This window comes from Demequina rhizosphaerae (assembly GCF_000971255.1).
Lineage (GTDB): Bacteria > Actinomycetota > Actinomycetes > Actinomycetales > Demequinaceae > Demequina > Demequina rhizosphaerae.
Genome location: NZ_BBMC01000003.1, coordinates 214644 through 240629, shown reverse-complemented (window position 1 = coordinate 240629; position 25986 = coordinate 214644). Strand labels below are relative to the sequence as shown.

Annotated in this window: 23 protein-coding genes; 6 read left to right on the top strand and 17 right to left on the bottom strand. The window is 72.8% G+C overall.

Translation table 11 applies throughout. The features are described 5' to 3' along the window. Positions 1–66 precede the first annotated feature (66 nt). Both AOM07_RS04820 and AOM07_RS04815 read left to right on the top strand, forming a co-directional pair. On the top strand, positions 67–2322 hold the full coding sequence (locus AOM07_RS04820) for an MMPL family transporter (RefSeq protein ID WP_062311658.1): 2256 nt from the start codon (positions 67–69) through the stop codon (positions 2320–2322). 6 nt (positions 2323–2328) lie between these two features. Next, positions 2329–3585, top strand: coding sequence for an MFS transporter (locus AOM07_RS04815; protein ID WP_062311657.1), 1257 nt, complete (start codon positions 2329–2331; stop codon positions 3583–3585). An 11-nt stretch (positions 3586–3596) separates the two neighbouring features. Here AOM07_RS04815 and AOM07_RS04810 read toward each other — a convergent pair whose 3' ends face one another. Then, positions 3597–4490 carry a LysR family transcriptional regulator gene (locus AOM07_RS04810; RefSeq protein WP_062311656.1) on the bottom strand — a complete coding sequence of 298 codons (894 nt, stop codon included), beginning with the start codon at positions 4488–4490 and terminating at the stop codon, positions 3597–3599. 71 nt (positions 4491–4561) lie between these two features. Here AOM07_RS04810 and AOM07_RS04805 point away from each other — a divergent pair, with 71 nt between their 5' ends. Beyond that, complete coding sequence (locus tag AOM07_RS04805) at positions 4562–5506, top strand: EamA family transporter (RefSeq protein ID WP_062311655.1); 945 nt, start codon at positions 4562–4564, stop codon at positions 5504–5506. A 208-nt stretch (positions 5507–5714) separates the two neighbouring features. Here AOM07_RS04805 and aspS read toward each other — a convergent pair whose 3' ends face one another. Next, positions 5715–7481, bottom strand: coding sequence for an aspartate--tRNA ligase (gene aspS, locus AOM07_RS04800; RefSeq protein WP_062311654.1), 1767 nt, complete (start codon positions 7479–7481; stop codon positions 5715–5717). Between the two features lie 56 nt (positions 7482–7537). Next, entirely contained in the window at positions 7538–8899 is a 1362-nt protein-coding gene (gene hisS, locus AOM07_RS04795) for a histidine--tRNA ligase (RefSeq protein WP_062311927.1), read from the bottom strand. Positions 8900–8966: 67 nt separating this feature from the next. On the opposite strand from hisS, the gene AOM07_RS04790 reads away from it, so the two are divergent. From AOM07_RS04790 to AOM07_RS04780, 3 genes are all read left to right on the top strand, one after another. Beyond that, the gene (locus AOM07_RS04790; protein ID WP_062311653.1) at positions 8967–9767 is read left to right on the top strand and encodes a peptidylprolyl isomerase; all 801 of its coding nucleotides are present in this window, start codon (positions 8967–8969) and stop codon (positions 9765–9767) included. Beyond that, the gene (locus tag AOM07_RS04785) at positions 9764–11449 is read left to right on the top strand and encodes a DUF349 domain-containing protein (protein WP_062311652.1); all 1686 of its coding nucleotides are present in this window, start codon (positions 9764–9766) and stop codon (positions 11447–11449) included. Before AOM07_RS04790 ends, AOM07_RS04785 begins: the two co-directional genes overlap by 4 nt. A 239-nt stretch (positions 11450–11688) precedes the next feature. Further along, positions 11689–12255: a hypothetical protein gene (locus AOM07_RS04780; protein WP_062311651.1), complete on the top strand. Its 567-nt coding sequence runs from the start codon at positions 11689–11691 to the stop codon at positions 12253–12255. On the opposite strand, the gene AOM07_RS04775 is transcribed toward AOM07_RS04780, so the two are convergent. The 14 genes from AOM07_RS04775 to AOM07_RS04710 all read right to left on the bottom strand — a co-directional run bounded on the left by AOM07_RS04775 (position 12233) and on the right by AOM07_RS04710 (position 25986). Beyond that, positions 12233–14479, bottom strand: coding sequence for a RelA/SpoT family protein (locus AOM07_RS04775; RefSeq protein WP_062311650.1), 2247 nt, complete (start codon positions 14477–14479; stop codon positions 12233–12235). The two genes, AOM07_RS04780 and AOM07_RS04775, sit on opposite strands and share 23 nt — an antisense overlap. A 126-nt stretch (positions 14480–14605) precedes the next feature. Further along, positions 14606–15694 (bottom strand): protein translocase subunit SecF, encoded by a 1089-nt coding sequence (secF, locus tag AOM07_RS04770; protein ID WP_062311649.1) that lies wholly within the window; start codon positions 15692–15694, stop codon positions 14606–14608. Beyond that, positions 15694–17424 carry a protein translocase subunit SecD gene (secD, locus tag AOM07_RS04765; protein WP_228374381.1) on the bottom strand — a complete coding sequence of 577 codons (1731 nt, stop codon included), beginning with the start codon at positions 17422–17424 and terminating at the stop codon, positions 15694–15696. The genes secF and secD overlap by 1 nt, the downstream gene beginning before the upstream one ends. A gap of 82 nt (positions 17425–17506) precedes the next feature. Next, on the bottom strand, positions 17507–18550 hold the full coding sequence (gene ruvB / locus AOM07_RS04760; protein WP_062311648.1) for a Holliday junction branch migration DNA helicase RuvB: 1044 nt from the start codon (positions 18548–18550) through the stop codon (positions 17507–17509). Further along, positions 18543–19133 carry a Holliday junction branch migration protein RuvA gene (gene ruvA, locus AOM07_RS04755; RefSeq protein WP_062311647.1) on the bottom strand — a complete coding sequence of 197 codons (591 nt, stop codon included), beginning with the start codon at positions 19131–19133 and terminating at the stop codon, positions 18543–18545. Before ruvA ends, ruvB begins: the two co-directional genes overlap by 8 nt. Before the next feature lie 121 nt (positions 19134–19254). Next, positions 19255–19809 (bottom strand): crossover junction endodeoxyribonuclease RuvC, encoded by a 555-nt coding sequence (gene ruvC / locus AOM07_RS04750; protein ID WP_062311646.1) that lies wholly within the window; start codon positions 19807–19809, stop codon positions 19255–19257. Positions 19810–19833: 24 nt separating this feature from the next. Continuing rightward, positions 19834–20589 (bottom strand): YebC/PmpR family DNA-binding transcriptional regulator, encoded by a 756-nt coding sequence (locus tag AOM07_RS04745; protein ID WP_062311645.1) that lies wholly within the window; start codon positions 20587–20589, stop codon positions 19834–19836. Between the two features lie 105 nt (positions 20590–20694). Continuing rightward, positions 20695–21294, bottom strand: coding sequence for a pyridoxal 5'-phosphate synthase glutaminase subunit PdxT (gene pdxT / locus AOM07_RS04740; RefSeq protein WP_156171794.1), 600 nt, complete (start codon positions 21292–21294; stop codon positions 20695–20697). Further along, positions 21291–21812 carry an NUDIX hydrolase gene (locus tag AOM07_RS04735; protein ID WP_062311644.1) on the bottom strand — a complete coding sequence of 174 codons (522 nt, stop codon included), beginning with the start codon at positions 21810–21812 and terminating at the stop codon, positions 21291–21293. Before AOM07_RS04735 ends, pdxT begins: the two co-directional genes overlap by 4 nt. A 22-nt stretch (positions 21813–21834) precedes the next feature. After that, positions 21835–22743 (bottom strand): pyridoxal 5'-phosphate synthase lyase subunit PdxS, encoded by a 909-nt coding sequence (gene pdxS / locus AOM07_RS04730; RefSeq protein WP_062295511.1) that lies wholly within the window; start codon positions 22741–22743, stop codon positions 21835–21837. Then, a complete protein-coding gene (locus tag AOM07_RS04725) occupies positions 22740–23894 on the bottom strand; it encodes a glycosyltransferase family 4 protein (protein WP_062311643.1) in 1155 nt (384 codons plus the stop codon). Before AOM07_RS04725 ends, pdxS begins: the two co-directional genes overlap by 4 nt. Beyond that, positions 23891–24787 carry a phosphatidylinositol mannoside acyltransferase gene (locus AOM07_RS04720; RefSeq protein WP_062311642.1) on the bottom strand — a complete coding sequence of 299 codons (897 nt, stop codon included), beginning with the start codon at positions 24785–24787 and terminating at the stop codon, positions 23891–23893. The genes AOM07_RS04725 and AOM07_RS04720 overlap by 4 nt, the downstream gene beginning before the upstream one ends. Continuing rightward, a complete protein-coding gene (pgsA, locus tag AOM07_RS04715; protein ID WP_062311641.1) occupies positions 24784–25443 on the bottom strand; it encodes a phosphatidylinositol phosphate synthase in 660 nt (219 codons plus the stop codon). Before pgsA ends, AOM07_RS04720 begins: the two co-directional genes overlap by 4 nt. After that, on the bottom strand, positions 25444–25986 hold the full coding sequence (locus AOM07_RS04710; RefSeq protein ID WP_062311640.1) for an HIT family protein: 543 nt from the start codon (positions 25984–25986) through the stop codon (positions 25444–25446).

Below are 25986 nucleotides of genomic sequence, written 5' to 3'. Positions count from 1 at the left end.
GAGTCCAGCCGCCGTGCGGTATCTCACGCTCTTCCCGCTGTCGGTGCGGCGGCCTAGCCTGAGCACATGGGGGGTTTCGCCCGTGTCGGGCGGCTCATCGCCCGCGCGCCGCGCCTCGTCGTGCTGCTCGCGGTGATCGGCACGCTCGGGCTCTATGCGCTCGCCACCGTCGGGGTGAACGGCGAGGGCCTCTTCCAACGCGTCACCACCGGCCCGCCGCTCGTCGACGGCTCGGACTCGTGGGAGGTCTACGAGGCCTTCGAGCGCACCGCGGACGACACGATCGGCCCCGGCGTCACCTCGTACGTCATGGACGTCGCGCTGGACGATGCGGCGGTCCGGGAGGCCACGGACGCCGCGGCCGCGCAGATCGCCGAGATCGACCTGGTCACCACCGTCGTGTCGCCCTTCGGTGCGGCGACCGGCCCCGCGTTCGACCCGGCCACCGCCTCGTCCGCCGACCCGGCGGCCGCCGCGGAGCAGGCCGCGGGCCTCGTCGACGAGGACGGCACGGGCTTCCTCATCGACGTCTCGTTCGCCGACTTCGGCGACGAGGACCCGCTGCCCGTGCACGAGGAGGTCGCGGACATCGTCGCGGCGGCGGTCGACGACATGCGGGCGTCCAATCCCGGCGCGACCGTCGCCACCTCCTCGAACCCGCTGGTCTTCGACGACTTCACCGCGCAGCTCGAGCAGGACCTCGTCACCGGCGAGATCATCGCGCTGCCGGCGGCGCTCGTCGTGATGGTCTTCGTGTTCGGCGGCTTCCTCGCCGCCGCGACCCCGCTCACCGGCGCGATCGCGTCCATCGCGGGCGGGCTCGCGGTGCTCTACGGGTTCTCGTTCCTGCTCGACCTCGACCAGAGCGCGGTCAACGTCGTCACCGTCCTGGGCATCGGCCTGTCGATCGACTACGGGCTGCTCATCGTGTCCCGGTTCCGCGAGGAGCTCCATCGGATCGGCGGCGACCCGCGCGACGCGCGCGCCGAGGCCATCGAGACGACGATGGCCACCGCCGGCCGCACGGTGACGTTCTCGGGGATCGTGGTCGCGATCGCGGTCGGCGGCATGCTGCTGTTCGACCCCGTCATCATGGAGGGCATCGGTGGCGCGGCCGTCGGCGTGGTCACCACCGCGATGGTCGCGGCGCTCACCATCGTGCCGGCGGTGCTCTTCCTGCTGGCGCCCCGCATCGCGAGGCCGGGCGTCCTGTCGCGGGTACCGGGGCTGCGCCGCATCCTCGCGACCACGTCGAACGTGGACCGCGAGGAGGGCGCATTCTCGCGCCTGGCCGCGTGGGGCCAGCGCCGCCCGTGGCTCGTCGCGCTCGGCTCGGTCGCGCTGCTCCTCGTGCTCGCCAGCCCGATCCTCCACCTCACTCTCCGCAACTCCGACATCGAGGCGCTGCCGCCCGGCAACGAGCGCCGCGAGTTCGTCACCTCGTTCCGCGAGGGCTTCCCCGACCTCGGCGAGCCCGCGATCTGGGTCCACACGCTCGAGCCGGCGTCGGAGCTCGACGCGTGGCTCGACGAGGTCGCCCAGGTCGACGGCGTCCGCGCCGTCGACGACGCCGTGGTGCGCGAGGGCGAGACCTTCATCGGCATCCGCATCGAGTCCACGGACCCGTCCGGCACCCAGGCGGTCGACGCCGTCGAGGACATCCGCGCGATCGAGGCGCCGGTCGCGGTGCACGTCGGCGGCGTCGCGGCCACCCAGATCGACTTCCTCGACGCGATCATCGAGGGCGCGCTGCTCGCGGGCGCCCTCGTGGTCGTCGCGACGCTCGTGCTGCTCTTCCTCATGACCGGCTCCCTGCTCGTGCCGATCAAGACCCTCGTCATCAACTCGCTGTCGCTCGCGGCGACGCTCGGCGTGGTCACGTGGATCTTCGGCGAGGGCCACCTCGAGGGAACGCTGGGCTTCACCTCGACGGGAGGCATCGAGACGTACGTCGCCGTCATCATCGCCGCCTTCGGCTTCGGCCTCGCGATGGACTACGAGGTCTTCCTGCTGTCGCGCGTCAAGGAGTACGTCGACGCCGGCGAGGACAACGACGCCGCGGTCCGCAAGGGCCTGCAGCGCTCGGGCCGCATCATCACGTCCGCAGCCGCCGTGATCGTGCTGGTCTTCCTCGGCTTCGCGCTCGGGGACCTGCTCATGATCAAGGAGGTGGGCGTGGGGCTCGCCTTCGCGGTGCTGCTCGACGCCACGGTGGTCCGCCTCTTCCTCGTGCCCGCGACGATGACCCTGCTCGGCGACTGGAACTGGTGGGCGCCCGGACCGCTGCGTCGCCTCCACGCGCGCATGAGCCTGCAACACTAGGCGGCGATGCCCGCCGCCCCCGCCCCTGCCGCCTCGCTCCGGTCCGTCCGACGCCGCTTCGTCGCGCTCACCGCGCTCCGCTGGCTTCCCACGGGCGTCGTCATCCCCGTGACGGTGCTGCTCATGCGGGAGCGCGGCCTCGACCTGCCGACCATCGGCCTCATCGTCGCCGTCTACAGCGCCGCGACGCTCGTGCTCGAGCTGCCCACCGGCGGGCTCGCCGACGTCGTGGGCCGCCGCCCGGTCCTCGCGACCGCCGCGCTCGTCGCCGCGGCATCGAGCCTCACCCTCGCCTTCGGACGCGGCGCCCTCGTGCTCGCGCTCGGCTACCTGCTCGGCGGCATCGCCCGCGCGCTCGACTCGGGTCCCCTCCAGGCGTGGTTCGTCGACCGCACCCACGAGGTCGACCCCGACGCGTCCCTGCGCACCGGCCTGTCGCGCGCCGGGGTCGCCGAGTCCGTCGCGCTCGCGCTCGGCGCCCTCGTCGGCGGCGGGCTCGTCGCGCTCTCCCCCCTGCCCGACCAGGGCGACGGGCTGATCGCGCTGTCCACGCCGTTCCTCGTCGCGGCGGCCCTGTCGGTCGTGCACGCCGCGCTCGTGCTGGTCTGGGTGCGCGACCCCGCCCGTGTCGCCGCGCCCGAGCAGCCAGGGACGATGCGCGCGCTGGGCGCGACCGTCGGGTCGGGCCTGCGCCTCGCACGCTCGCATCCGGCGCTCCGCCGCATCCTGCTGGTCACCGCCGCGGTGGGCGCGGCCCTGTCCGGTCTCGAGCTGCTCGCGCCGCCCCGCTTCGCGGCGCTGCTCGGAGGCGAGTCCGCGGCCGCCGGCGCGTACGCGGTGCTCGTCACGGCGGGCTTCCTCGGCTCGGCCTCGGGATCCGCGCTCGCGCCGCTGGTCGCCCGCCTCACCCGCGCTCCGTCACGCGCCGCGCTCGCCGGGATCCTCGGTGCGGCGATCGCGCTGGCCGCGGTGTCCCTGCCGGCCCCGGTCGCGGCGGCCGTCGCCTTCGTCGGCTTCTACGTGCTGCTCGGCATCGCGGGGCCGCTCCTCGACGAGCTCACCCATGCCGCCGCATCGTCCGGACAGCGCGCGACGGTGCTCTCGCTCAACTCGATGGCGCTGCAGGGCACGGCGATCGTCACGACGGCCGGGCTGGGCGTCCTCGCCGGGGTCACCTCGAGCGCGGCTGCGCTGTGGGTCCCGGCCGCGGTGCTCGCGATCGGCGCGCTCGCGCTCGTCCGCTGGCCGCGACCGGCGAGCTGAGGCCCTGCCCCTCAGCTGAGGCCCGCTCCCACCTCGGCGAGGCGGTCGAGCACCGCCCGCACCGCGCGCCGCTCCACGCGGTCGGGCCGCCCGATCGCGACGATCGCCCGGTCCGCCCGCACGCCCTCGAGCGGAACGAGCCGGTAGTCCTGGGACGGCGGGGTCGAGAACCGCGGCAGCAGCGCCAGCCCGAGACCTCGACCCACGAGCGACTCGACCAGCCGGTTGTCGCGGATCTCGACGATCCTGTCGAGCGTCGCGCCGGTCGCCGCCTCGATGCCCTCGAGCACGGTCGCGAACGGGAAGCCGCGCGGCACCGCGATCCAGGGCTGGCCGACCGCGTCCGCCGGCGCCAGCGCGGCGCGGTTCGCGAGCGGATGACCGGCGGGCACAGCGACGTCGATCGGCTCACGGGCGACCACGCGCGAGAACAGGCCCTCGGCGCCCGCAGGCACGTCGGCGCTGAGGCTGTGCGCGATGACGAGGTCGTGGTCGAGGGTGCGGCCCGCGTAGTCGGCCTCCGCGAGGTCGAAGTCCTCGAGCTCGACGCGCAGGCGCGTGCCCTCGAGACCCGCCAGCAGGCCGGGCATGAGCGCCGCGCCCGCGCTCGGCAGGGTGCCGATGCGCACGGTCCCGCTGGGCTCGCCGCGACCCTCGTCGAGCGCGGCCTGGACCCGCGCGAGGGCGGCCAGCACGTCGTCGGCTCCGGTGGCGAGGATCTCCCCCGCCCACGTGAGCCGCAGCCCGCGCGAGGCGGGCTCGACGAGCGCGACGCCGAGCTCCCGCTCCGCGGTCCTCAGCTGCTGGGACAGCGCGGACGGGGTGCGGTAGGTCGCGGCGGCGACGGCGCCGAGCGTGCCGCGCTCCCGCAGGTCGCGGAGCAGCTCGAGATGACGGACCTCCATGAAGGCATCCTAAACATGGAGTCCAAGACGATGCGCTTGTCCTACATGAGGCGCGGACCGAGACTGGCGCCATGCCCGCTCGCCACTCCGCCCTCGCCGTCCTCGTCGCGGTGCTGTGGGGCCTCAACTTCCTCGCGATCCACGCGTCGCTCACGCACTTCCCGCCCCTGTTCCTCGTGGCGCTGCGCTTCGCGCTCATCGCGATCCCGACGCTCGTGCTCGTGCCGCGGCCCCGGGTGCCCGTGCGCTGGCTGCTCGGATACGGGCTCGGCTTCGGGACGCTCCAGTTCCTCTTCCTCTACCTCGGCATGCACGCCGGCTTCCCCACCGGCCTCGCGTCGCTCGTGCTCCAGGCCTCGGCGCCGTTCACGGTGGTGCTCGGCGCGGTGCTGCTGCGCGAGCGGCTCGGGGCCCGCGCGATCGCGGGCGTCGTCGTCGCGACGGCCGGGCTCGTCGTCGTCGGGCTCGGCTACGGCGCCGCGGCCCCGCTCGTGCCGTTCCTGCTGGTCCTGCTCGGCGCGCTCGGGTGGTCGCTGGGAAACCTCGCGAGCCGTCAAGCGCGCGCGGAGCGGCCGCTGCACCTCGTGCTCTGGATGAGCGTGGTGCCGCCGCTACCGATGCTCGCGCTGTCCCTCGCGATCGAGGGGCCGTCGACCATCGGGGACGCGCTGGCCACCTCGCTGACGGCCGCCGCCGTCCCGGCGTGGCTGGGGCTCGCGTACACCGTGCTGCTCGGCACGCTCGTGGGCTCCGGGATCTGGGTGTGGCTCATGGCCCGCCATCCGGCGAGCGCGGTTGCGCCGTTCTCGATGCTGGTGCCGGTGGTGGGCATCGCGACCGCGTGGGCGGCGCTCGGCGAGCGGCCGGGCACGCTCGAGCTCGCGGGAGGCGCGCTGGTGATCGGCGGGGTGCTGTGGGCGTCGAGGCCGGCGCGGGCGCGCATCGTCCCGGCGGACCCGGCGCCTGCCGCCGAGCCACCACCCGCACCGGAGCCCGCACCCGCGCTCAGGCGATGACCTCGGATGCGTGTGTCAGCCCTGGCTGAAATACCACCCCCGGCGGCACGCTGTTCCCGCTGGGCACGCGAGGCCCCGGCCCCCCATTTCAGCTCACGCTGACACACGCGAGAGGGTCAATGGCGAACGCGGCGCGACACGCCCAGGACACACGCCGAGGGCGGGACCCCCGCATGGGGATCCCGCCCTTGTCGACGTCAGGTGAGGGCTACGCCTCGGCGGCCTCGTCCTCGGCCACGAAGTCCACGCCGGCCTCGGCGCGCTGCTCCGGGGTGATCGGCGCGGGCGCCTGGGTCAGCGGGTCGTAGCCGCCGCCCGACTTCGGGAAGGCGATGACGTCGCGGATCGAGTCGGCCTTGGCGAGGAGCGCGGTGACGCGGTCCCAGCCGAGCGCGATGCCGCCGTGCGGCGGGGCGCCGTACTGGAACGCGTCGAGGAGGAAGCCGAACTTCTCCTGCGCCTCCTCGTGGCCGATGCCCATGACCGCGAACACGCGCTCCTGCACGTCCTGGCGGTGGATACGGATCGAGCCGCCGCCGATCTCGTTGCCGTTGCACACGATGTCGTACGCGTAGGCGAGCGCCGGGCCCGGGTCGGTGTCGAACGTGTCCATGAACTCCGGCTTGGGGCTCGTGAACGCGTGGTGCACGGCGGTCCAGGCCGACGAGCCGAGGGCCACGTCGTCGTCGTCCACGTCGACCGGCTTGAACAGCGGCGCGTCGACGACCCAGCAGAACTCGAAGCGGTCCTCGTCGATGAGGCCGACGCGGCGCGCGATCTCGTTGCGGGCAGCGCCGAGGAGCGCGCGCGAGGCGCCCGCCTTGCCGGCGGCGAAGAAGACGCAGTCGCCCGGGTTCGCGCCGGTGGCCTCGGCGAGGCCCGCGAGCTCGGTCTCGGAGAGGTTCTTGGCGACGGGGCCGGTGAGCGTGCCGTCCTCCTGGACGAGCACGTACGCGAGGCCCTTGGCGCCGCGCTGCTTGGCCCACTCCTGCCACGCGTCGAGCACCTTGCGGGGCTGCGAGGCGCCGCCGGGCATCACGACCGCGCCGACGTACTCCGCCTGGAACACACGGAACGGCGTCTCCGTGAAGTACTCGGTCAGCTCGGTGAGCTCGAGGCCGAAGCGCAGGTCGGGCTTGTCCGTGCCGAAGCGGGCCATCGCGTCGTTGTAGGTGATGCGCGGGATCGGCAGCGGGACCTCGTAGCCGATGAGCGACCACAGCTCGCGGACGAGCTCCTCGCCCAGCGCGATGACGTCGTCCTGGTCGACGAAGCTCATCTCGATGTCGAGCTGCGTGAACTCGGGCTGGCGATCCGCGCGGAAGTCCTCGTCGCGGTAGCAGCGTGCGATCTGGTAGTAGCGCTCCATGCCCGACACCATGAGCAGCTGCTTGAACAGCTGCGGCGACTGCGGGAGGGCGTACCAGGAGCCGGGCGACAGGCGCGCGGGGACCAGGAAGTCGCGGGCGCCCTCGGGGGTCGAGCGCGTGAGGGTCGGCGTCTCGATCTCGAGGAAGTCGTTGCGCTCGAGCACGCGGCGGGCGGCCTTGTTCACCTCGGAGCGCAGCACGATGTTCGCGCGCGGCTGCGGGCGGCGCAGGTCGAGGTAGCGGTGCTTGAGGCGCGCCTCCTCGCCCACGGTGACGTGCTCGTCGATGGGGAACGGCGTCGGCGCGGACTCGTTGAGGATCACGACGTCGGTGACGGCGACCTCGATCTCGCCCGACGGCATGTTGGGGTTGGCCGAGCCCTCGGGGCGCAGGCGCACCTCGCCCGTCACCTGGATGACGTACTCGGTGCGCAGCGCGTGCGCGATCTCCTCGCGGAGCACCACCTGCGCGAGGCCCGAGGCGTCCCGCAGGTCGATGAACGCGACGCCGCCGTGATCGCGGCGGCGTCCCACCCAGCCGGCGAGGGTGACGGTGGCGCCGGCGTCGGCGGCGCGCAGGTTTCCAGCGAGATGCGTGCGGAGCAAGTCAAGGCCTTTCTATCGCGCGGATGCGCGCGGGGTTGTGAAGAGCGGGTCTCAGTCTAGCCGCGGACGATGCGCGGCTTCAGGTCCTCGGTCGGGGGTGCCCAGGCGTCGGCGTCCGCGGGCACCTGCTCGCCCGAGCGGATGTCCTTGACCTCGCCGTCGGGCGACGTGCCGTCGCCGGCCGCAGGGAACCACACGAACGGGATGCCGCGGCGGTCGGCGTACTGGATCTGCTTGCCGAACTTGGCGGCGTTGGGCGACACCTCGCACGCGATGCCGCGGGCGCGCAGGCGGTCGGCGATGGCGGACGAGGCGCCGCGGTGCTCCTCGTCCGTGACGGCGACGAGGACGGCCTGGGGCACGGCGCGGCTCGCGGTCGCGAGGCCCGCGCCGAGCATGCGGCTGACGAGGCGGCTCACGCCGATCGACATGCCCACGCCCGGGAAGCCGCCGCCGGCGACGAGCGAGTCGTAGCGGCCACCCGAACAGATCGACCCGAGGTCCTCGTGGCCGTCGAGCACCGTCTCGTAGACGGCGCCCGTGTAGTAGTCGAGGCCGCGCGCGATGCGCAGGTCCGCGATCGCGGTCTCCGGGACGGCCGCGTTGACCGCGTCGACGAGCGTCGCGAGCGAGCGCGCGCCGCGGTCGAACTGCTCGCGGGCGTCGTCCGCACCGTCGACGATCGGCGAGTGGTCCCACAGCGCCTCGACGAGGTCGACGAACGAGCCGTCGGGCGTCTGGATCGCGGCGAGCTCGAGGATCGCGTGGACGGCCTCGGGGCTCACGCCCTTGGCGTGGAGCTCGTCGGCGACGCCGTCGGGGCCGATCTTGTCGAGCTTGTCGACGCTGCGCAGCGCCCCCGCGACGTCGACGATGCCGACGCCGCGGTAGAAGCCCTCGACCAGCCCGCGGTTGTTGAGGTGCATGCGGGCGGCCGGCAGCGGCAGCGCGCGCAGCGCGCGGGCCATGACGATCGCGACCTCGGCCTCGAGGTGCTCGGGCAGGGTGTCCCGGCCCACGACGTCGATGTCCGCCTGGTAGAACTCGCGGAAGCGGCCCTCCTGCGGACGCTCGCCGCGCCACACCTTCTGGATCTGGAAGCGACGGAACGGGAACTGCAGGCGGCCCTGGTTCTCCTCGACGTAGCGCGCGAACGGCACCGTGAGGTCGAAGTGGAGGCCGAGCTTGGCCTCGCGTCCCGCCTGCTCGTCCGCGTTGAGGCGGCCGATCGCGTAGATCTCCTTCGAGGCCTCCGAGTCGCCCGCGAGCCGCTCGACCGGTTCGACCGCGCGCGTCTCGATCTCGCCGAAGCCATGGAGGGCGAAGACCTCGCGCAGGGTGCCGAGGACGTGCGCCTCGACGAGGCGCTCCTGCGGGGACCATTCGGGGAATCCGGAGAGGGGTTGCACGCGTGCCATGCCCGCCATTGTTCCGCATCGTCCCCACCTAGACTGACCTGGCACATCCGCGGCACGGGAAGGCTCGATGAGTACAAGCAAGCAGGCGCGGGCGCAGGCCCGCAAGAAGCAGCAGGCGTACGAGGCGCGCGCGGCGGCCAAGCGCCGGCACCGGGAGCGCATCATCCGCATCACCGCGCTCATCACGGCCGGGGCGCTGCTGCTCGGCGGCGGGCTCGCGGTGCTGCTCATCGCGATGCACGACAACAGCCAGGCCAAGGCGGCCGCGTCGACCACCGACGCCACCGCATCGTCCAGCGCGGACGACGAGGTGACGCTCGAGTCGGGCTGGGCCGTCTCCCCCGAGCCGCCGGACCCGTCCTACGCCGAGGACCGCACGTGGACCGCGACCCTCGCCACCAACCAGGGCGACATCGAGATCGAGCTCGACGGCGAGGCCGCGCCGCAGGCCGTCGCCAGCTTCCTCGCGCTGGCCGGGGACGGCTACTTCGACGGCACCGGCTGCCACCGCCTCACCACCGCGGGCATCTTCGTGCTCCAGTGCGGCGACCCGACCGGCACGGGATCCGGCGGTCCCGGCTACCGCTTCGGTCCGGTGGAGAACGCTCCCGAGGACGACTTCTACCCCGCGGGCACCGTCGCGATGGCGCGCGTGGGCGGCGACGGGGAGTCGATGGGCAGCCAGTTCTTCATCGTGTACCAGGACTCCACCATCCCGTCGGACGCCGCCGGCGGATACACCGTGCTCGGCCAGGTGGTGTCCGGGAACGCTAGTGTGGACCGTGTTGCCGAAGGAGGCACCATCACCGGGGACCCCGACGGTTCGCCGGCCATCTCTCTCATCGTGAACGAGGTATCCGTCTCATGACCGAGTCGCCCGACGCCCAGTCGTCGAAGACCGAGGCCGCCGAGGCCCCGTCCCAGTCCACCCCCGAGCCCGCGGCCGAGGCCGTGACCGAGGAGTCCGCGCCCGCCGCGGAGTCCCCGGCCGAGGAGGCGCCCGTAGCTGAGGAGGCGCCGGCAGCCGAGGAGGCTCCCGCCGAGGAGCCCGTCGCCGAGGACGCCCCCGCCGAGGAGCCCGTCGCCGAGGACGCCCCCGCCGAGGCTGCTGCCGAGGAGCCTGCTGCTGCCGAGGAGCCCGTCGAGGCTCCCGCCGCGGAGGCGCCCGCCGAGCCGAAGGCCGAGAAGCCTAAGGCGCCCAAGGCGCCGAAGCCGAAGGCCCCGAAGCCCGGCGCGTTCAAGGCCCCCTCGCCCGCCGCCGTCGCGAAGCAGACCACGCACACCGTGGTCGCCGTGCCGGTCGCCGCCGAGGTGCCCGAGGAGCGCTTCGAGGAGGCGCTCGCGCACGGGCTCGTCGAGGACGGGAAGGCGTTCGTCATCGTGGCGGAGGAGCGCGTCGAGGTCGGCCCGGCCGACGACGACGAGGCGCTCAAGGCCTACGCGCACGCGTTCTTCGAGCTGGAGGCCGCCGTCGAGCGCTTCCACGCGCGCCTCGCCTCCGCCGAGCTGTCCCCCAAGGACATCGACGAGTCGATCGCGACCATCGAGGCCGTGCTCGCTCCCCCGAGCGTCGTGGGCGACCTCGACACGCTGGGCGAGCGCTACGCCGCGGTCAAGGCCGAGGCCGAGGAGACCCGCACCCGCATCCACGAGGAGCGTCGCGTCGCCCGCGAGGCCGCCATCGCGACCCGCGAGGAGATCGTCTCGACCGCCGAGGCCCTCGCGGCCAAGCCCGAGGACAAGGTCCACTGGAAGAACGACACCGCGACGCTGCGCGGCCTGCTCGACCAGTGGAAGGAGGCGCAGCGCTCCGGCGCCCGCATCCCCAAGGACGTCGAGCGTGCCCTGTGGACGCGCTTCACGCACGCCCGCTCGGCCTTCGAGAAGGCCCGCAAGCACCACTTCGCCGAGCTCGACCGCTCCAACGCGGACGTCGCGACGCGCAAGGAGGACCTGGTGGCCCGCGCCGAGGCGCTCGCGCAGACCACCGACTGGGACCACGGTGCCCGCGGCTTCCGCGACCTCATGAACGAGTGGCGCAACGCCGGCCGCGGACGCCGCTCGGTCGACGACGCGCTGTGGAAGAGGTTCCAGGCCGCGCAGGACTCGTTCTTCGAGGCGCGCCGCGGTGCCGCCGACGCCGAGGACGAGGCCCTGTCGGGCAACGTCGAGGCGAAGGAGGCCGCGGTCGTCGAGGCCGAGGCGCTCCTGCCGATCAAGGACCTCGCCGCGACCAAGCAGGCGCTGCGTCCGATCCAGGACCGCTTCGAGGCCGCCGGCCGCGTGCCGCGCGCCGACATCGCGCGCCTGTCCAAGCGCATGGCGGCGGTCGAGAAGGCCGTCCGCGACGCCGAGGACGCCGCGTGGAACTCGCGCAACCCGGAGCTCGAGGCGCGCGCCTCGGGCGCCGCCGCGCAGCTGCACTCGGCGATCTCCGCCCTCGAGGACGAGATCGACGAGGCGAAGGCCGCCGGCAAGAACACCAAGAAGCTCGAGGAGTCGCTGGCCGCCCGCAACGCGTGGCTGAAGCAGATCGAGGGACTGGCCTAGCCGCCGCATCGTCCCGAGGGGCCCCGTCACCGCGAGGTGGCGGGGCCCTTCGCTTCGTTCGTCGCGGTGACCTCTCCACGCGCGCCGGTCGCTGCTCCACACGGGACGGCGGAAGTGAACGCCCCCATGCCCGGATCCGCCGCCCGGCGCGTGGCCCGGCGTGGAGAGGTACACGCGGCCGGGTGGGGCGCCGTCCACAGGGGCTGGCCGGGCACGCGCCCGCGCGCGACGCTGGAGCCGTGATCCTGCTGCGCGCCGAGGACGTGGGCCGGCCCGCCTTCGCGCGCCTCTCCCGCCAGCGCATCGTCGCGCCGCACGGGCCCGGGGCGGCGCGGCCACGGGACGTGCCCGACTCCCCCGGCCTGCGCGCCCTCGCGGCGGCGCCCCGGGTCCCGTCCCACGTGGTCCTCACGGGGATCGCGGCGCTGTGGGTGCACGGGTGGGTGGACGATGCACCGGTCGAGTGGCACGCGGTCGGGCTGCGGGGTCTCTACCGGCCCCCGGGCACGGAGGTCGCACTGCACTCGGGCGCCACGGCGCGGCTGGGCGTGCGGGTCGAGGGCGGGCTCGCGCTCGCTCCCCCGGCGCGGGCCTGCCTCGACGCGCTCCGGTGGGAGCCGCCCGCCGAGGCGCTCGCGGCGGTTTGCGGCGCGGTCGCCGCGGGACGCATCGGCCCGGGCGGGCTCGCGGACGCGCTCGCGCACGACTCGGCCACGGGCGGCGGCTACGCGCGGCTGGCGTCCCTGGTGGCGGCGGTCGTCGAGGTGGCGGCGCCCGCCCCGGCTACGGCCGCTTCGCCCCGGTGACGCGGCGCGCGTCGTAGACGCCGTCGATGCGGCGCACGGCGGACAGGATCGCGCCGAGGTGCGAGGGGTCGGCCATCTCGAACTGGAAGCTCGACATCGCGACCCGCTCGCGGGTGGTCGACACGTTGGCGGACAGGATGTTGACGTGGTGGTCGGACAGCACCTGGGTGACGTCGGACAGCAGCCGGTTGCGGTCGAGCGCCTCGACCTCGATCTGGACGAGGAACGTGCCCGCGCTGTGGCCGGTCCACTCGACGTCGATGAGGCGCTCGCTCTGGTTGTGCAGCTGCGCGAGGTTGTCGCAGTCGGCGCGGTGGACGGAGACGCCCGAGCCGCGGGTGATGAAGCCCTGGATCGGGTCGCCCGGCACCGGGGTGCAGCAGCGCGCGAGCTTGACGACGACGTCGGTGAGGCCGTGCACGGACACGCCCGGGTCGCCGCGGCGGGCCGGACGCGCGGCGGGCAGCCCGGGGCGGGTGATCTCGGTGAGGTCCTCGTCCGCGCCCTCCTGGCCGCCGACGGCCTCGGTCATGCGCGCGACGACGTCGGCCGCCTGCTCCTTGTGCTCGCCGATGGCCGCGTAGAGCGCGTCGACGTCGTCGTAGTGCATCTCCTTCGCGAGGGCGAGGAGCGTGGGACGGCTCATGAGGCGCTGCATCGGCAGCTGCTGGCGGCGGATCGCGCGAGCGAGCATGTCGCGGCCGGTCTCGATCGACTCCTCGCGGCGCTCGCGCGTGAACCACTGCCGGATCTTGTTGCGCGCGCGGGTGGACTGCACGAACTCGAGCCAGTCGCGCTTGGGATGCGCGTTCTCGTCCGACGTGGTGAGCACCTCGACGGTGTCGCCGTTCTCGAGCGTGGAGTCGAGCGGCACGAGGCGCCCGTTGACCTTGGCGCCGATGGTCTTGTGGCCCACCTCGGTGTGGACCGCGTACGCGAAGTCCACGGGCGTGGCGCCCTGCGGCAGCGACAGCAGCTTGCCGCGCGGCGTGAAGACGTACACCTCGGCTTTGGAGATCTCGCCGCGCAGGCTGTCGAGGAACTCGGTCGGGTCGGCGGTCTCCTGCTGCCAGTCGGCGATCTGACGCAGCCAGCCCATCTCGCCGCCCTTGGACGGCTGCCCGGTCTTCGCCGTCTCCTTGTAGCGCCAGTGCGCCGCGAGGCCGTACTCGGCGCGGCGGTGCATGTCGTACGTGCGGATCTGCAGCTCGACCGGCTTGCCCGTCGGCCCGATCACCGTCGTGTGCAGCGACTGGTAGAGGTTGAACTTGGGCATCGCGATGTAGTCCTTGAACCGGCCCGGGACGGGCTGGTAGCGGGCGTGCATCGCGCCCAGGACCGCGTAGCAGTCGCGCACCGTCTCGACGAGGATGCGGATGCCGACGAGGTCGTAGATGTCGTTGAGGTCGCGGCCCCGGACGATCATCTTCTGGTACACCGAGTAGTAGTGCTTGGGGCGGCCGGTGATCTCCGCCTTGATCTTCATCTGGCGGAGGTCCTTCTCGATCTCCGCGCGGACCTGCGCGAGGTACTTCTCGCGCTCGGGCGCCCGCTCCGTGACGACGTCGACGATCTCCTGGTAGATCTTCGGGTACAGCGTCTGGAAGCTGAGGTCCTCGAGCTCCCACTTGATCGCGTTGAGTCCCATGCGGTGCGCGAGCGGCGCGTAGATCTCGAGCGTCTCCTGCGCCTTCCGGCGCGCGGACTCCGGCGCCACGTACTTCCACGTGCGGGCGTTGTGGAGGCGGTCGCACAGCTTGAGCAGGAGAACGCGGATGTCCTTGGCCATCGCGACGACCATCTTGCGGACCGTCTCGGCCTGCGCGGCGTCGCCGTACTTGACCTTGTCGAGCTTGGTGACGCCGTCGACGATCATCGCGACCTCGTCGCCGAACTCCTGCTCCATCCGCTCGAGCGGGTACTCGGTGTCCTCGACCACGTCGTGCAGCAGCGCCGCGGCGATGACCGAGTCGGGCATGCCGAGGTCCGCGATGATCTGCGCGACCGCGATGGGGTGCGTGATGTAGGGCTCGCCGCTCTTGCGCTGCTGGCCGCGGTGGGCCTCCTCGGCCACGCGGTAGGCGCGCTCGATGAGGCCGGTCCGTCCGCGCGGGTACATGCGCCGGTACGTGTCGAGCACGCCGTCGATCGCGCTCGACTCCCGGCTCCCCCGGCGGAGGAACCCGAGCCCGAGCGTCCCGGTCGAGGGACGGGTCTCAGTCACGCGCACCTCCGAGGCTGGTAGACGGACAGTCTATCCGGGCGGCCCCGCCCACCGACACGCCCCCAAAGACGACGAAGGGGACGATGCGGCGGTCACCGCATCGTCCCCCTCGCCGGAGGCCCCTGATCAGGCCTTGCGGTTCTTGCGCTTGGGCTGCGCCGCGGCGCCCTGGTGGCGGCCCTTGTCGACCGCGCCGACGCGCACGTCGCCGGTCGCGGAGATCGCCACGTCGGTGTCGCCGGCGGCCCGCAGCTCGAGCACCTTCGCGGTGTGGTCCTTGATGCGCTGCTCGTTGTCGCGCAGCTGCACCTCGACCGGCGTGGCCACGAAGATCGACGAGTACGTGCCGACCGCCATGCCGACGAACAGCGCGAGCGAGATGTCCTTGAGCGTGCCCGCGCCGAGGAGGAACGAGCCGATGAAGAGGATCGCGCTCACGGGCAGCAGGGCGACCACGGACGTGTTGATCGAGCGCACGAGGGTCTGGTTGAGGCCCAGGTTCGCGAGCTCGTCGTACGTGTAGCGGTGCTGCGCGGTGAGGTTCGCGGTGTTCTCGCGGATCTTGTCGAAGACCACGACCGTGTCGTAGAGCGAGTAGCCGAGGATCGTGAGGAAGCCGATCACCGACGCGGGAGTCACCTCGAAGCCGACCAGCGCGTACACGCCCGCCGTGATGATGAGGTCGTGCGCCAGCGCGACGAGCGCCGCGACGGCCATGCGCCAGGCGCGGAAGTACAGCGACATCACGATCGTCACGAGGACGAGGAACACGATGAGGCTGGTGACGGCGGCCTTGCCCACGGACGCGCCCCACGTGGGGCCGATCTGCGTGAAGCTCACCTGCTCCTCGGGGACGTCGTACGCGTCCGCGAGGGCCGTGGTGATGTCGCGCGCGGTCTGCGTGTCGACCACGCCGATCTGGATGCGGACATCGCTGTCGCCGAGGATCGTGACGCGGGCCGTGGCCTCGGGCGCCAGCTCCGCGACCACGTCCTGCGCCTCGGCGGGCTCCGTGACGGCCGTGTCGGTGACGCGGAACTCGGTGCCGCCGACGAAGTCGATGCCCGGGTTGAGCCCCTTGGTGAAGAGCAGCAGCAGCGACAGCGCGACGAGCACGCCCGAGACGATGAACCAGCGCTTGCGCTGCTGGACGATCGGGTAGGTCTTCTCCCCCGAGTGCAGCTTGTTGCCCCACTGGGCCAGGTTGAGCTTCATCAGTTCTCCTCCCCCTCGGGGCGGGTCTCGTCCGCGGCCGGAGCCGAGGCGGCGCCGATGCCGGCGGCGGCCGCCTTGCGCTCGGCGAGGGTGGGCTGGCCGGTGACGATGCGGCCGCGGCCCTTGTACATCGTGTCGCGTCCGAGCTGGCGCGGGTCGAGGCCCGACCACTTGTGGCCGCGCGCGAAGAACGGGCGCTTGCTCAGGAGCATGAGGATCGGGTGGGTGAAGAGGAACACCACGAGGATGTCGACCAGCGTGGTCAGACCCAGCGTGAACGCGAAGCCGCGCACGCCGCCCACCGCGAGCATGTAGAGCACGACCGCGGCGAGGATGTTGATCGCGTCCGAGGCCAGGATCGTTCGGCGCGCGCGGCGCCAGCCGTGGTCGATCGCGGCCTGGAGCGAGCGGCCCTCGCGCAGCTCGTCCCTCACGCGCTCGAAGTAGACGATGAACGAGTCCGCCGTCACACCGATCGCGACGATCAGACCCGCGACACCGGCGAGCGACAGGCGGTAGCCGATCGTCCACGACAGCAGCGCGATGAGCACGTACGTGATCGCGCCGGCGATCGCGAGCGAGCCGACCGTGACGAGGCCGAGCGCGCGGTACTGGATCAGCGAGTAGACGACCACCAGGAGGAGGCCGATCGCGCCGGCGATGAGGCCCTTCTGGAGCTGGTCGGCGCCGAGCGTCGCGGAGATCTGCTGCTCGGACTGCACCTCGAGCGTGAGGGGCAGGGCGCCGAACTTCAGCTGGTTGGCCAGCTGCTGCGCGCTCTCCTGGGTGAACGAGCCGGTGATCGACGCCTGGCCGCCGGTGATGGAGGTCGAGACGCTGGGCGCGGAGATCACGACGCCGTCGAGCACCATCGCGAACTGGTCGCGCGGCGACTCGAGGTCCTTGATGCGGCCGGTGATGTCGGCGAACTTCTTGCCGCCGTCGTTGGTGAGCTCGAGGCGCACCTCGTAGCGGCCGGTGAGCGTGCCGGTCGAGTTGTACTCGGGGCCGGAGGTCGCGGTGTCGACGTCGGTGCCGTCCATCTCGACCGGGCCGAGGATGTACTTGGCGAAGCCGTCCTGGTCGCACGCGACGTCGGCCTTGGTCGGGTCGCCCGGCGTGACGCCCGAGAGGTTCTCGGGGTCGGTGCAGTCGAGCGCGTCGTACTTCGCCTGGACCTCGTCGGTCACCCAGTCGAGGGACGAGGCGTCGGTGCCCTCGGCGGGCTCGGTCGAGGCGTCCGCGGAGGCGGTGGCATCGGCCTCGGCGGAGGCGGAGGCGCTGGGCTCGGCCGATGCGGACGCGTCCGCGCTGGACTCGTCGGTCGTGGTGGCGCCGGGCGCGCCGGACACGAGCACGGGCCGGAACTGCAGCTGCGCGCTCTGGCGCACGAGGTCGACCGTCTCCTCGGACGGGTTGCCCGGCAGGGCGACGACGATGTTCTGCCCCTGCGTGCTGATCTCGGCCTCGGCGACGCCGGACGCGTCGATGCGGCGACGGATGATGTCGACGGCCTGCTCGAGGTCGGCCTGGTCGATCTGCTGGTCGCTGCCCTCGGCGAGCGTGGGCGCGAGCACGATCTCGCGTCCGCCGGCGAGGTCGAGCGCGAGGGCCGGCGTCCACGACGCGCCCCCGGTCACCACTCCGATCGCCAATGCTGCGTAGAGGCCGACGACGATCGCGCCCAGCCAGGTGAGCGCTCGTCGCGCCTCGTTCTTCACTCGTGCCACAGGAATCCTCACGGTCTCGGCTCGCTTGAGCCCCGAGCGATTCTAGCGAGGCTTGCGGCACCCGAGGTCCGCCCGTGCCGAATCAGTCGAAGAGACGGCCGCCGGATTCGCCCCCGACTGCGTCCGCGGGGGGCGTGAGTCCCAGGTGATGCCAGGCGTCGGCGGTCGCGATGCGGCCGCGCGGGGTCCGGCTCATGAGGCCCTCGCGCACGAGGAACGGCTCCGCGACGGTCTCGACGGTCTCCATCTCCTCGCCCACCGTGACGGCGAGCGTCGACAGGCCCACGGGCCCGCCCGAGAAGCGCGTGCACAGCGCCTTGAGCACCGCGCGGTCGAGCCGGTCGAGGCCGCGCTCGTCGACCTCGTAGACCGTGAGCGCCTCGCGCGCCGCATCGAGGTTGCCCCGGCCGTCGCCGTGCACCTCGGCCCAGTCGCGGACGCGGCGGAGCAGGCGGTTGGCGATGCGCGGGGTGCCGCGCGAGCGGGACGCGATCTCGTGGGCCGCATCGTGCGTGATCGACAGGCCCAGGCGGCCCGCGGACCGGACGACGATCGCCTTGAGCTCGTCGTCCTCGTAGAAGTCGAGGTGGCCCGTGAAGCCGAAGCGATCGCGCAGGGGCGCCGGCAGGAGGCCTGCGCGCGTGGTGGCGCCCACCACGGTGAACGGCGGCAGGCTCAGCGGGATCGACGTCGCGCCCGCGCCCTTGCCGACGACGACGTCGACGCGGAAGTCCTCCATCGCGAGGTAGAGCATCTCCTCGGCCGGGCGGGCGAGGCGGTGGATCTCGTCGAGGAAGAGCACGTCGCCCTCGTCGAGCGACGACAGGATCGCCGCGAGGTCGCCCGCGTGCTGGATCGCGGGGCCCGAGGTGACGCGCAGCGTCGAGCCGAGCTCCGCGGCGATGATCATCGCGAGCGTGGTCTTGCCGAGCCCCGGAGGGCCGGACAGCAGCACGTGGTCCGGCGGGGCCCCGCGGCCGGTGGCGGCGCTCAGCACGAGGCCGAGCTGCTCGCGCACGACGCGCTGGCCCACGAACTCGTCGAGGTTGACGGGCCGCAGCGCGGCCTCGTTGGAGCGCTCGATCGCGTCCGCGTCGGGGCTCACCACCCGGGGCTCGTCATCCACGCGTGCCTCCCAGGTGCTTGAGCGCGGCCCTCAGGGCACCGGCGGTCTCCCCCGGCGCGAGCGGCTCCTCGGCCACGGCGTCGACCGCGGCCTGGGCCTGCTTGGCCGGGTAGCCCAGGCCCACGAGCGCCTCGACGACCTCGCCGCGCGCGTCCGCCGCCGGGGCGCCCGGCGCATCGTCCGGCAGCACCAGCTTGCCGCCGAGCTCGAGCAGGAGCCGCGCGGCCACCTTGGGGCCGATGCCGGGGACCTTGGTGAGCGCCTTCTGGTCGCCGGCGGCGACGGCGCCGGCGAGGGCCTCGGGCGAGTGCACGGCGAGCATCGCGAGGGCGAGCTTCGCGCCGACGCCGGAGACGCCCTGGAGCTGCTCGAACATGTCGCGCTCCCCCGACGTGAGGAAGCCGAACAACGTCATCGAGTCCTCGCGCACCACGAGCTGCGTGTGGAGCGTGGCGTCGAGACCGGTGCGGAGCTCCGCCAGCGTGGCCGGCGTCGACAGGACGCGGTACCCCACGCCCTGGACGTCCAGCACGAGCGAGGCGGCCCCCGCGTGCGCGACGGTTCCCGACAGCTGCGCGATCACCCGGCTCCCCTTTCGAACACCTGTGCGAACAGGCTAGCGGATGGGTGGGACATCTCCCTGCGCCCGGGCGGGCGTGTCTCGTGCGGGACGCGTGCGGCCGGCCACCGGGCACGGCGCCGCGCTATCCCCTGCGGCGCGCCGCCTTCTCCGCCTCGGCCCACCGCCGCTGCGCGGGGGTGGTGGCCGCGGAGCCCACGGGGGCCGCCGCGCCGCGCCACGCGTGGGCGATCGCGATCGCGAGGGCGTCCGCCGCATCGGCCGGCCGCGGGGCCTCGTCCAGCCCGAGCAGGCGCGTCACCATGGTGGTGACCTGCGCCTTGTCGGCGCGGCCGTTGCCGGTGACGGCGGCCTTGACCTCGGACGGCGTGTAGAGGGTGAGCGGCAGGCCGCGCCGCTCGGCGGCGAGCATGATCACGCCGGAGACCTGCGCGGTGCCCATGATCGTGGACACGTCGGAGCGCGCGAAGATGCGCTCCATCGCGACGGCCTCGGGCTCATGCTCGTCGAGCATCGCCTCGAGGACCGTCGCGATCTGGGCGAGACGCGCGGGCGTCTCGAGCGTGGACGGGGAGGTCGCGACGCGGACGTCGAGCATCGTGACGCGGCGCGCCGCGCCGGACTCGACCATGCCGAGGCCGCACCGGGTCAGGCCCGGGTCGATCCCCAGGATGCGCATCGTCCCCCCGCCGTGTTCGCCGGGTTACGCCTGGGCGGCCTCGAGCACCTCGTCGGACGCGTCGAAGTTCGCCCACACGTTCTGGACGTCGTCCGAGTCCTCGAGGGCGTCGATGAGGCGCAGCATCTTCTTGGCGCCCTCCACGTCGAGCTCGATCTTCATCGAGGGCATGAAGGTGGCCTCCGCGCTCTCGTAGTCGATGCCCGCCTCCTGGAGGGCGGAGCGCACCGCGACGAAGTCGGTGGCCTCGGAGATGATCTCGAAGACGTCGCCGAGGTCGTTGATCTCCTCCGCGCCGGCCTCGAGGGTCGCCTCCATGAGGTCGTCCTCGGAGACGTCGCCCTCCTTGGAGACGATCACCTGGCCCTTGCGCGAGAACAGGTAGGACACCGAGCCCGGGTCCGCGAGCGTGCCGTTGTTGCGGGTGAGGCCCACGCGGACCTCGGTGGCCGCACGGTTGCGGTTGTCGGTGAGGCACTCGATGAGGACCGCGACGCCTCCGGGGCCGTAGCCCTCGTACATGATGGTCTCGTAGTCGACGCCGTCCGCGTCCTCACCGGAGCCGCGCTTGACGGCGCGGTCGATGTTGTCGTTCGGGACGGACGACTTCTTGGCCTTCTGGATCGCGTCGAACAGCGTCGGGTTGCCGGCCGGGTCGCCGCCGCCCACGCGCGCCGCGACCTCGATGTTCTTGATGAGCTTGGCGAACAGCTTGCCGCGCTTGGCGTCGATCGCGGCCTTCTTGTGCTTGGTCGTCGCCCACTTGGAATGCCCGGACACGTGTGCTCCTCGTCGAAAGTCGGTCTGGAATCCCATCCAGTGTAGTGCCCGCGGAGAGGGACGATGCGGCGGCCGGGCCGCGCTGAGGCGCGGCTCGCGCCGTTCCTAGATCAGGTCGAGCAGCAGCCTATGCACGCGGTCGTCGGGCACGGCGCCCGGCGCGGCGATCTCGGGGTGGAAGCTCGTCGCGATCGCGGAGCCGTGGCGTACGGCCACCGGATGGCGGGTGCCGTCGGGGCCGGCGGCGGTCGCGAGCACCTCCACCTCCGGCGAGCACGCCTCGACCCACGGCGCGCGGATGAAGGTCGCATGCATGCGCGAGCCGTCGGGCTCCCACACGAGCTCGGTCTCGGCCGAGTCGACCTGGCGGCCGAACGCGTTGCGGCGCACGGTCATGGGGATCGCGGCGAGCGACTGCTGGCCCTCGATCCCGCCGACGAGCTCCGTGGCGAGCATGATCATGCCGGCGCACGAGCCCATCACCGGCATCCCGGCGTGGATGCGCTCCTTCAGCGGCGCGAAGAGGTCGAAGGCCCGCAGCAGCTTGTCGATCGTCGTCGACTCGCCGCCGGGGATGATGAGCGCGTCCACGGACTCGAGCTCCGCGAGGCGGCGCACGCCGATCGCGGTCGCCCCCACGCGCGTCGCCGCGGCCAGGTGCTCCCGCACGTCGCCCTGCAGGGCCAGCACGCCCACGGTGCTCATTCGTCCACCTCTCCCAGGTCTCTCGTGACGCCGTCCCATTCGAGGAACCACGCCCAGGTCTCGCGGAGCTGCGCGGGGAACACCTCGATGGGCGACTCCCGCAGCTCGCTCTCGGTCAGCCAGGCCACCTCGTCGATGGTCTCCAGCTCGATCTCGGTCCACTCCTCGGCCGTGCGGTCGCGCCGCTCGGCGTGCACGTGCAGCCCGACGTAGATCTCCTCGAACTGCGTGTACGGCCGCGACGCGAAGTCGAAGACCGCGGTGCGGCGCCACACCGGCCCCACCAGCTCGTGGGTCTCGAGGACGTGCCCCGTCTCCTCGGCGAGCTCGCGGACCGCGGCGGCGCGCATCGTCTCCCCCTCCTCGAGCCCGCCGCCCGGGGTGAACCAGAAGAAGCGGTCGGGATCGTGCGGGTCGTGGCCGCGCACCATCAGGAGCCGGGGCTCCCCGGCGGCGTGGGAGACGAGCAGCACGCGGGCGCCGCGGCGGTGGATGCGATCCCCCGACGCGGCGCCCATACGTGCGTGGCTCAGCCCGTGCTTACCAGCCGCGCTCGGCGAGGCGGTGCGGCTCCGGGATCTCGTCCACGTTGATGCCGACCATCGCCTCGCCCAGGCCGCGCGACACGTCCGCGATGACCGCCGGGTCGTCGAAGAAGGTGGTCGCCTTGACGATCGCCTTCGCGCGGGTCGCGGGGTCGCCCGACTTGAAGATGCCGGAACCCACGAAGACGCCCTCGGCGCCGAGCTGCATCATCATCGCGGCGTCCGCCGGGGTGGCGATGCCGCCCGCGGTGAAGAGCACGACGGGCAGCTTGCCGGTCTTGGCGATCTCCTGCACGAGCGGCAGCGGCGCCTGGAGCTCCTTGGCCGCGACGTACAGCTCGTCCTCGGGCAGGGCCGTGAGGGCCTTGATCTCGGCGCGGATCTTGCGCATGTGGGTGGTGGCGTTCGACACGTCGCCGGTGCCGGCCTCGCCCTTCGAGCGGATCATGGCCGCGCCCTCGGAGATGCGGCGCAGCGCCTCGCCCAGGTTGGTGGCGCCGCACACGAACGGCACGGTGTAGTTCCACTTGTCGATGTGGTGCGTGTAGTCGGCCGGGGTGAGCACCTCGGACTCGTCGATGTAGTCGACGCCGAGGCTCTCGAGGACCTGCGCCTCGACGAAGTGGCCGATGCGCGCCTTCGCCATGACGGGGATCGAGACGGCGTCGATGATGCCCTGGATCATGTCCGGGTCGCTCATGCGGGAGACGCCGCCCTGCGCGCGGATGTCGGCGGGGACGCGCTCGAGCGCCATGACGGCGACGGCGCCGGCGTCCTCCGCGATCTTCGCCTGCTCGGGGGTGACCACGTCCATGATGACGCCGCCCTTGAGCATCTCGGCCATGCCGCGCTTCACAAGGTCGGTGCCTACCTGGGGCTTCGTGGTCTCATCGGTGGTGGTCATGGGGTGCTGACGTCCTTCGTCGGATGGGGATGGAACTCGGCGTCCATCCTAATGGCGTCGCGGTACGTCTCCTCGACGCGTGGTGCGACATTGGACCAGTCGAAGGCGGCCGCGCATTCGCGTCCGCGCTCGGCCAGCTCCTCGCGACCCGCGGGGTCGTCGAGCAGCTCGTTGATGCGCGCGGCGAGCGACGCCGGGTCGCCCACCGCGTGGTGCGCGGCCGCGTGGCCGCCGTCGGCGATCGTCGACACGTCCATGAAGGCCGTGAGGTCGGAGGCGACGACGGCGGCGCCCGCCGCCATCGCCTCGACCAGGACGATGCCGAAGCTCTCGCCTCCCGTGTTGGGGGCGCAGTAGATGTCGACCGAGGCCATGAAGCGCGCCTTCTGGTCCTCGTCGAGCTCCCCCACCACCTCGGCGCCGGCGCGGGCGGCCTTCGCGGCGATGCGGTCAGAGAAGCGGCCGGCCACGAGGAACCGGGCGTGCGGGTGGCGCGCGCGCACGGCGGGGATCGCGGCGAGCAGGTCCTCGAGGCCCTTGCGGGGCTCGTCGAGGCGTCCGAGGATGCCGATCGTCGGCGCCTCGCGCGTGCCCTCCCAGCGCTTGTCGGAGCGCGCCCGCACGTAGCGGGACGTGTCGACGCCGTTGGGGATGATGTGGGTCGCCTGGACGCGCAGGTGATCGCGGATGGTGGCGGCCGCGGAGGGCGACACCGCGATGCGCGCGTCGAGCTCCTCGTAGCCGGGCTTGATCCACGGCTTGCCGAGCCGCATCGCGACGGACTCGGACTGGGACGAGTGGAAGGTCGCGACGGTCGGGCCCACGCGCGCCCACATCGCGATGACGCTGAGCGAGGGGGCGCCGGGCTCGTGCAGGTGCACCACGTCGAAGTGGCCCAGCTTGAGCCACTCGCGCACGCGGCTCGCGGCCATGAGGCCGAACGTGAGGCGCGCGGTCGAGCCGTTGTAGCGGATGGGCACGGACCGGCCGGCGCTCGACACGTAGGCGGGCACGGGCGTGTCCTTGGCCGCAGGCGCGAGCACGGAGACCTCGTGCCCCCGGTCCATCAGCGCCTTGGCGAGGTCGAGCACGTGGAGCTGGACGCCGCCGGGCCGGTCGAGCGAGTACGGGCAGACGATGCCGATCCTCACCCGTGGGTCTCCGTCCATCCGAACCGCTGCAGCATGTGCCAGTCCTCGGGATGCTCCCGGATGGACTCGCTCATGAACTGTACCCACGCGCGCGTGAGGTGGCCGACGCGGTCGTCGGCGGGCGCGTCGGCGGGGTCGGTGACGGGTCCGAAGCGGAGCACGGTCCCCCAGCGCGAGCGGGCCCGCAGGCGCTGCCGGCCGTGCAGCCGCTCGTAGTGGACGTGCACCGGGATGAGCGGCGAGCCGACGGCCGCGGACAGCGCGGCCGGTCCGGGCGCGACCTTGACGCCGTGGCCCCACATCTCGACCTCGATGCCCGAGCCGGACAGGTCGCGGTCGGCCAGCAGGCAGACGATCGCGCGGTCGTTGCGGCCGATCCGGATGAGCTCGCGGAACGTCGATCCGCCCTCGTGGCCGAGGATGCGCATGCCGACCTTCTCGCGGAGCGCGACGAACTCGTCGAAGACCTCGCGGGGCTTGAGGACCTCCGCGACCGACACCACGGGCAGGATGTGGCGGCACGCGTACGCGCCCACGAGGTCCCAGTTGCCGGAGTGCGACAGCGCGAGGACGGCGCGGCCGTCCTCGGCGATCCTCGCCAGCGCGCCGTGCGGGTCCTCGACGCGGACGCGCGCGTCGACGGACCGCGGCGACATGCGCCCGAGCTCGAACGTCTCGGCGTAGTAGCGCGCGGTCGAGGCCATGCCCCGGCGCGACAGCGCGCGCAGCTCGGCCCCCTGCAGCCCGGTCACCCGGTGGAGGTTGTCCTCGAGCCGGCGCGCGGGCTTGGCGTGGCGCGCCCACTGGACCATGGTGCCGGTCCAGATGAGGGCGCGGGTGAGCGAGCGGGGCGCGTAGCGCGAGGCGCGGAACGCGAGCAGGAATCCGTTCATTCGTGCGGGTACGGCTGGGGCTGGCCGTCGAGGCGCGCGTTCCACTCGGGGTGCCGGCGCGCCTGGCGCACCACGGCCCAGATGCGCTGGCCGACCGTGATCGCCGCGAGGACCGTGAGGATCCACAGCGCCGCGGTGAGGACCCACAGCGGGAACAGCCCGAGCCCGTAGAAGCCGGTCGCGACGAGCGAGATCACCAGGCGGTCGGAGCGCTCAGCGAGCCCGAAGTTCGCGGCGACGCCCATGCCCTCGGCCTTGGCGCGCGCGTACGGCACGAGCGAGCCGATCGCGAGGCACAGCAGCGCGCCCAGCGCGGTGGGACGGTCGATGTCGATGAACACCCAGGTGAGCGTGCCGAAGATCGCGGCGTCCGCCACGCGGTCGAGGGTCGAGTCGAGGAACGCGCCGAGCCGCGAGCTCTTGCCGCCCAGCCGCGCCATCGTGCCGTCGAGCATGTCCGTCACCACGAAGAACGTGATGAACAGCGTGCCCCAGAACAGCCAGATGCCGCCGTGCGGGAAGAACAGCACGGCGCCCAGCACGACACCGACCGTGCCGATGACCGTCATGACGTTGGGGTGGATCCCCCGGGCGAGCAGGAAGCGCGCGGGCGCCTGCCACAGGGCGGCCATGTAGGGCCGGAGCCTGCCGAGCATTCAGTCGTCCTCTCTCCAGCCGTCGCCGATGCGGCGCCACGTGTCGTCGAGCAGCTGGGGGATGGCCTTGGTCTGCGCCACGATGGGGAGGAAGTTGGTGTCCCCCTCCCAGCGCGGCACCACGTGCTGGTGCAGGTGGCCCGAGATGCCGGCGCCGCCCGCACCCCCCTGGTTGATGCCGATGTTGTAGCCCTGCGGTCCGCTGACCTTGCTCAGCACCCGCATGGCCCGCTGCGTGAGGGCGCTCATCTCGTCGCGCTCCGCGTCGGTGCACTCGGTGTACCAGGAGAAGTGGCGGTACGGGCAGATCATGAGGTGGCCCGGGTTGTACGGGTAGAGGTTGAGCACGACGTAGCAGTGCTCGCCCCGGTGCACCACGAGGTGCTCGCGGTCGTCCGACTCGGCCTTCTTGCACAGCGGGCAGCCCGCGGGACGGTCCGCGGGCTTCTCGCCCTCGACGTACGCGAGACGATGCGGCGTCCACAGACGCTCGAAGCCGTCCGGGACCCCTCCCATCGTCTCCGCGTCGAAGGCCTCCGTCAC

Bases quoted from the DNA above. Each gene is read 5' to 3' on its own strand.
- AOM07_RS04820 (WP_062311658.1), top strand. From the start codon at position 67: ATGGGGGGTTTCGCCCGTGTCGGGCGGCTCATCGCCCGCGCGCCGCGC.
- AOM07_RS04815 (WP_062311657.1), top strand. From the start codon at position 2,329: ATGCCCGCCGCCCCCGCCCCTGCCGCCTCGCTCCGGTCCGTCCGACGC.
- AOM07_RS04810 (WP_062311656.1), bottom strand. From the start codon at position 4,490: ATGGAGGTCCGTCATCTCGAGCTGCTCCGCGACCTGCGGGAGCGCGGC.
- AOM07_RS04805 (WP_062311655.1), top strand. From the start codon at position 4,562: ATGCCCGCTCGCCACTCCGCCCTCGCCGTCCTCGTCGCGGTGCTGTGG.
- hisS (WP_062311927.1), bottom strand. From the start codon at position 8,899: ATGGCACGCGTGCAACCCCTCTCCGGATTCCCCGAATGGTCCCCGCAG.
- AOM07_RS04790 (WP_062311653.1), top strand. From the start codon at position 8,967: ATGAGTACAAGCAAGCAGGCGCGGGCGCAGGCCCGCAAGAAGCAGCAG.
- AOM07_RS04785 (WP_062311652.1), top strand. From the start codon at position 9,764: ATGACCGAGTCGCCCGACGCCCAGTCGTCGAAGACCGAGGCCGCCGAG.
- secF (WP_062311649.1), bottom strand. From the start codon at position 15,694: ATGAAGCTCAACCTGGCCCAGTGGGGCAACAAGCTGCACTCGGGGGAG.
- ruvC (WP_062311646.1), bottom strand. From the start codon at position 19,809: ATGCGCATCCTGGGGATCGACCCGGGCCTGACCCGGTGCGGCCTCGGC.
- pdxT (WP_156171794.1), bottom strand. From the start codon at position 21,294: ATGAGCACCGTGGGCGTGCTGGCCCTGCAGGGCGACGTGCGGGAGCAC.
- AOM07_RS04735 (WP_062311644.1), bottom strand. From the start codon at position 21,812: ATGGGCGCCGCGTCGGGGGATCGCATCCACCGCCGCGGCGCCCGCGTG.
- pdxS (WP_062295511.1), bottom strand. From the start codon at position 22,743: ATGACCACCACCGATGAGACCACGAAGCCCCAGGTAGGCACCGACCTT.
- AOM07_RS04720 (WP_062311642.1), bottom strand. From the start codon at position 24,787: ATGAACGGATTCCTGCTCGCGTTCCGCGCCTCGCGCTACGCGCCCCGC.
- pgsA (WP_062311641.1), bottom strand. From the start codon at position 25,443: ATGCTCGGCAGGCTCCGGCCCTACATGGCCGCCCTGTGGCAGGCGCCC.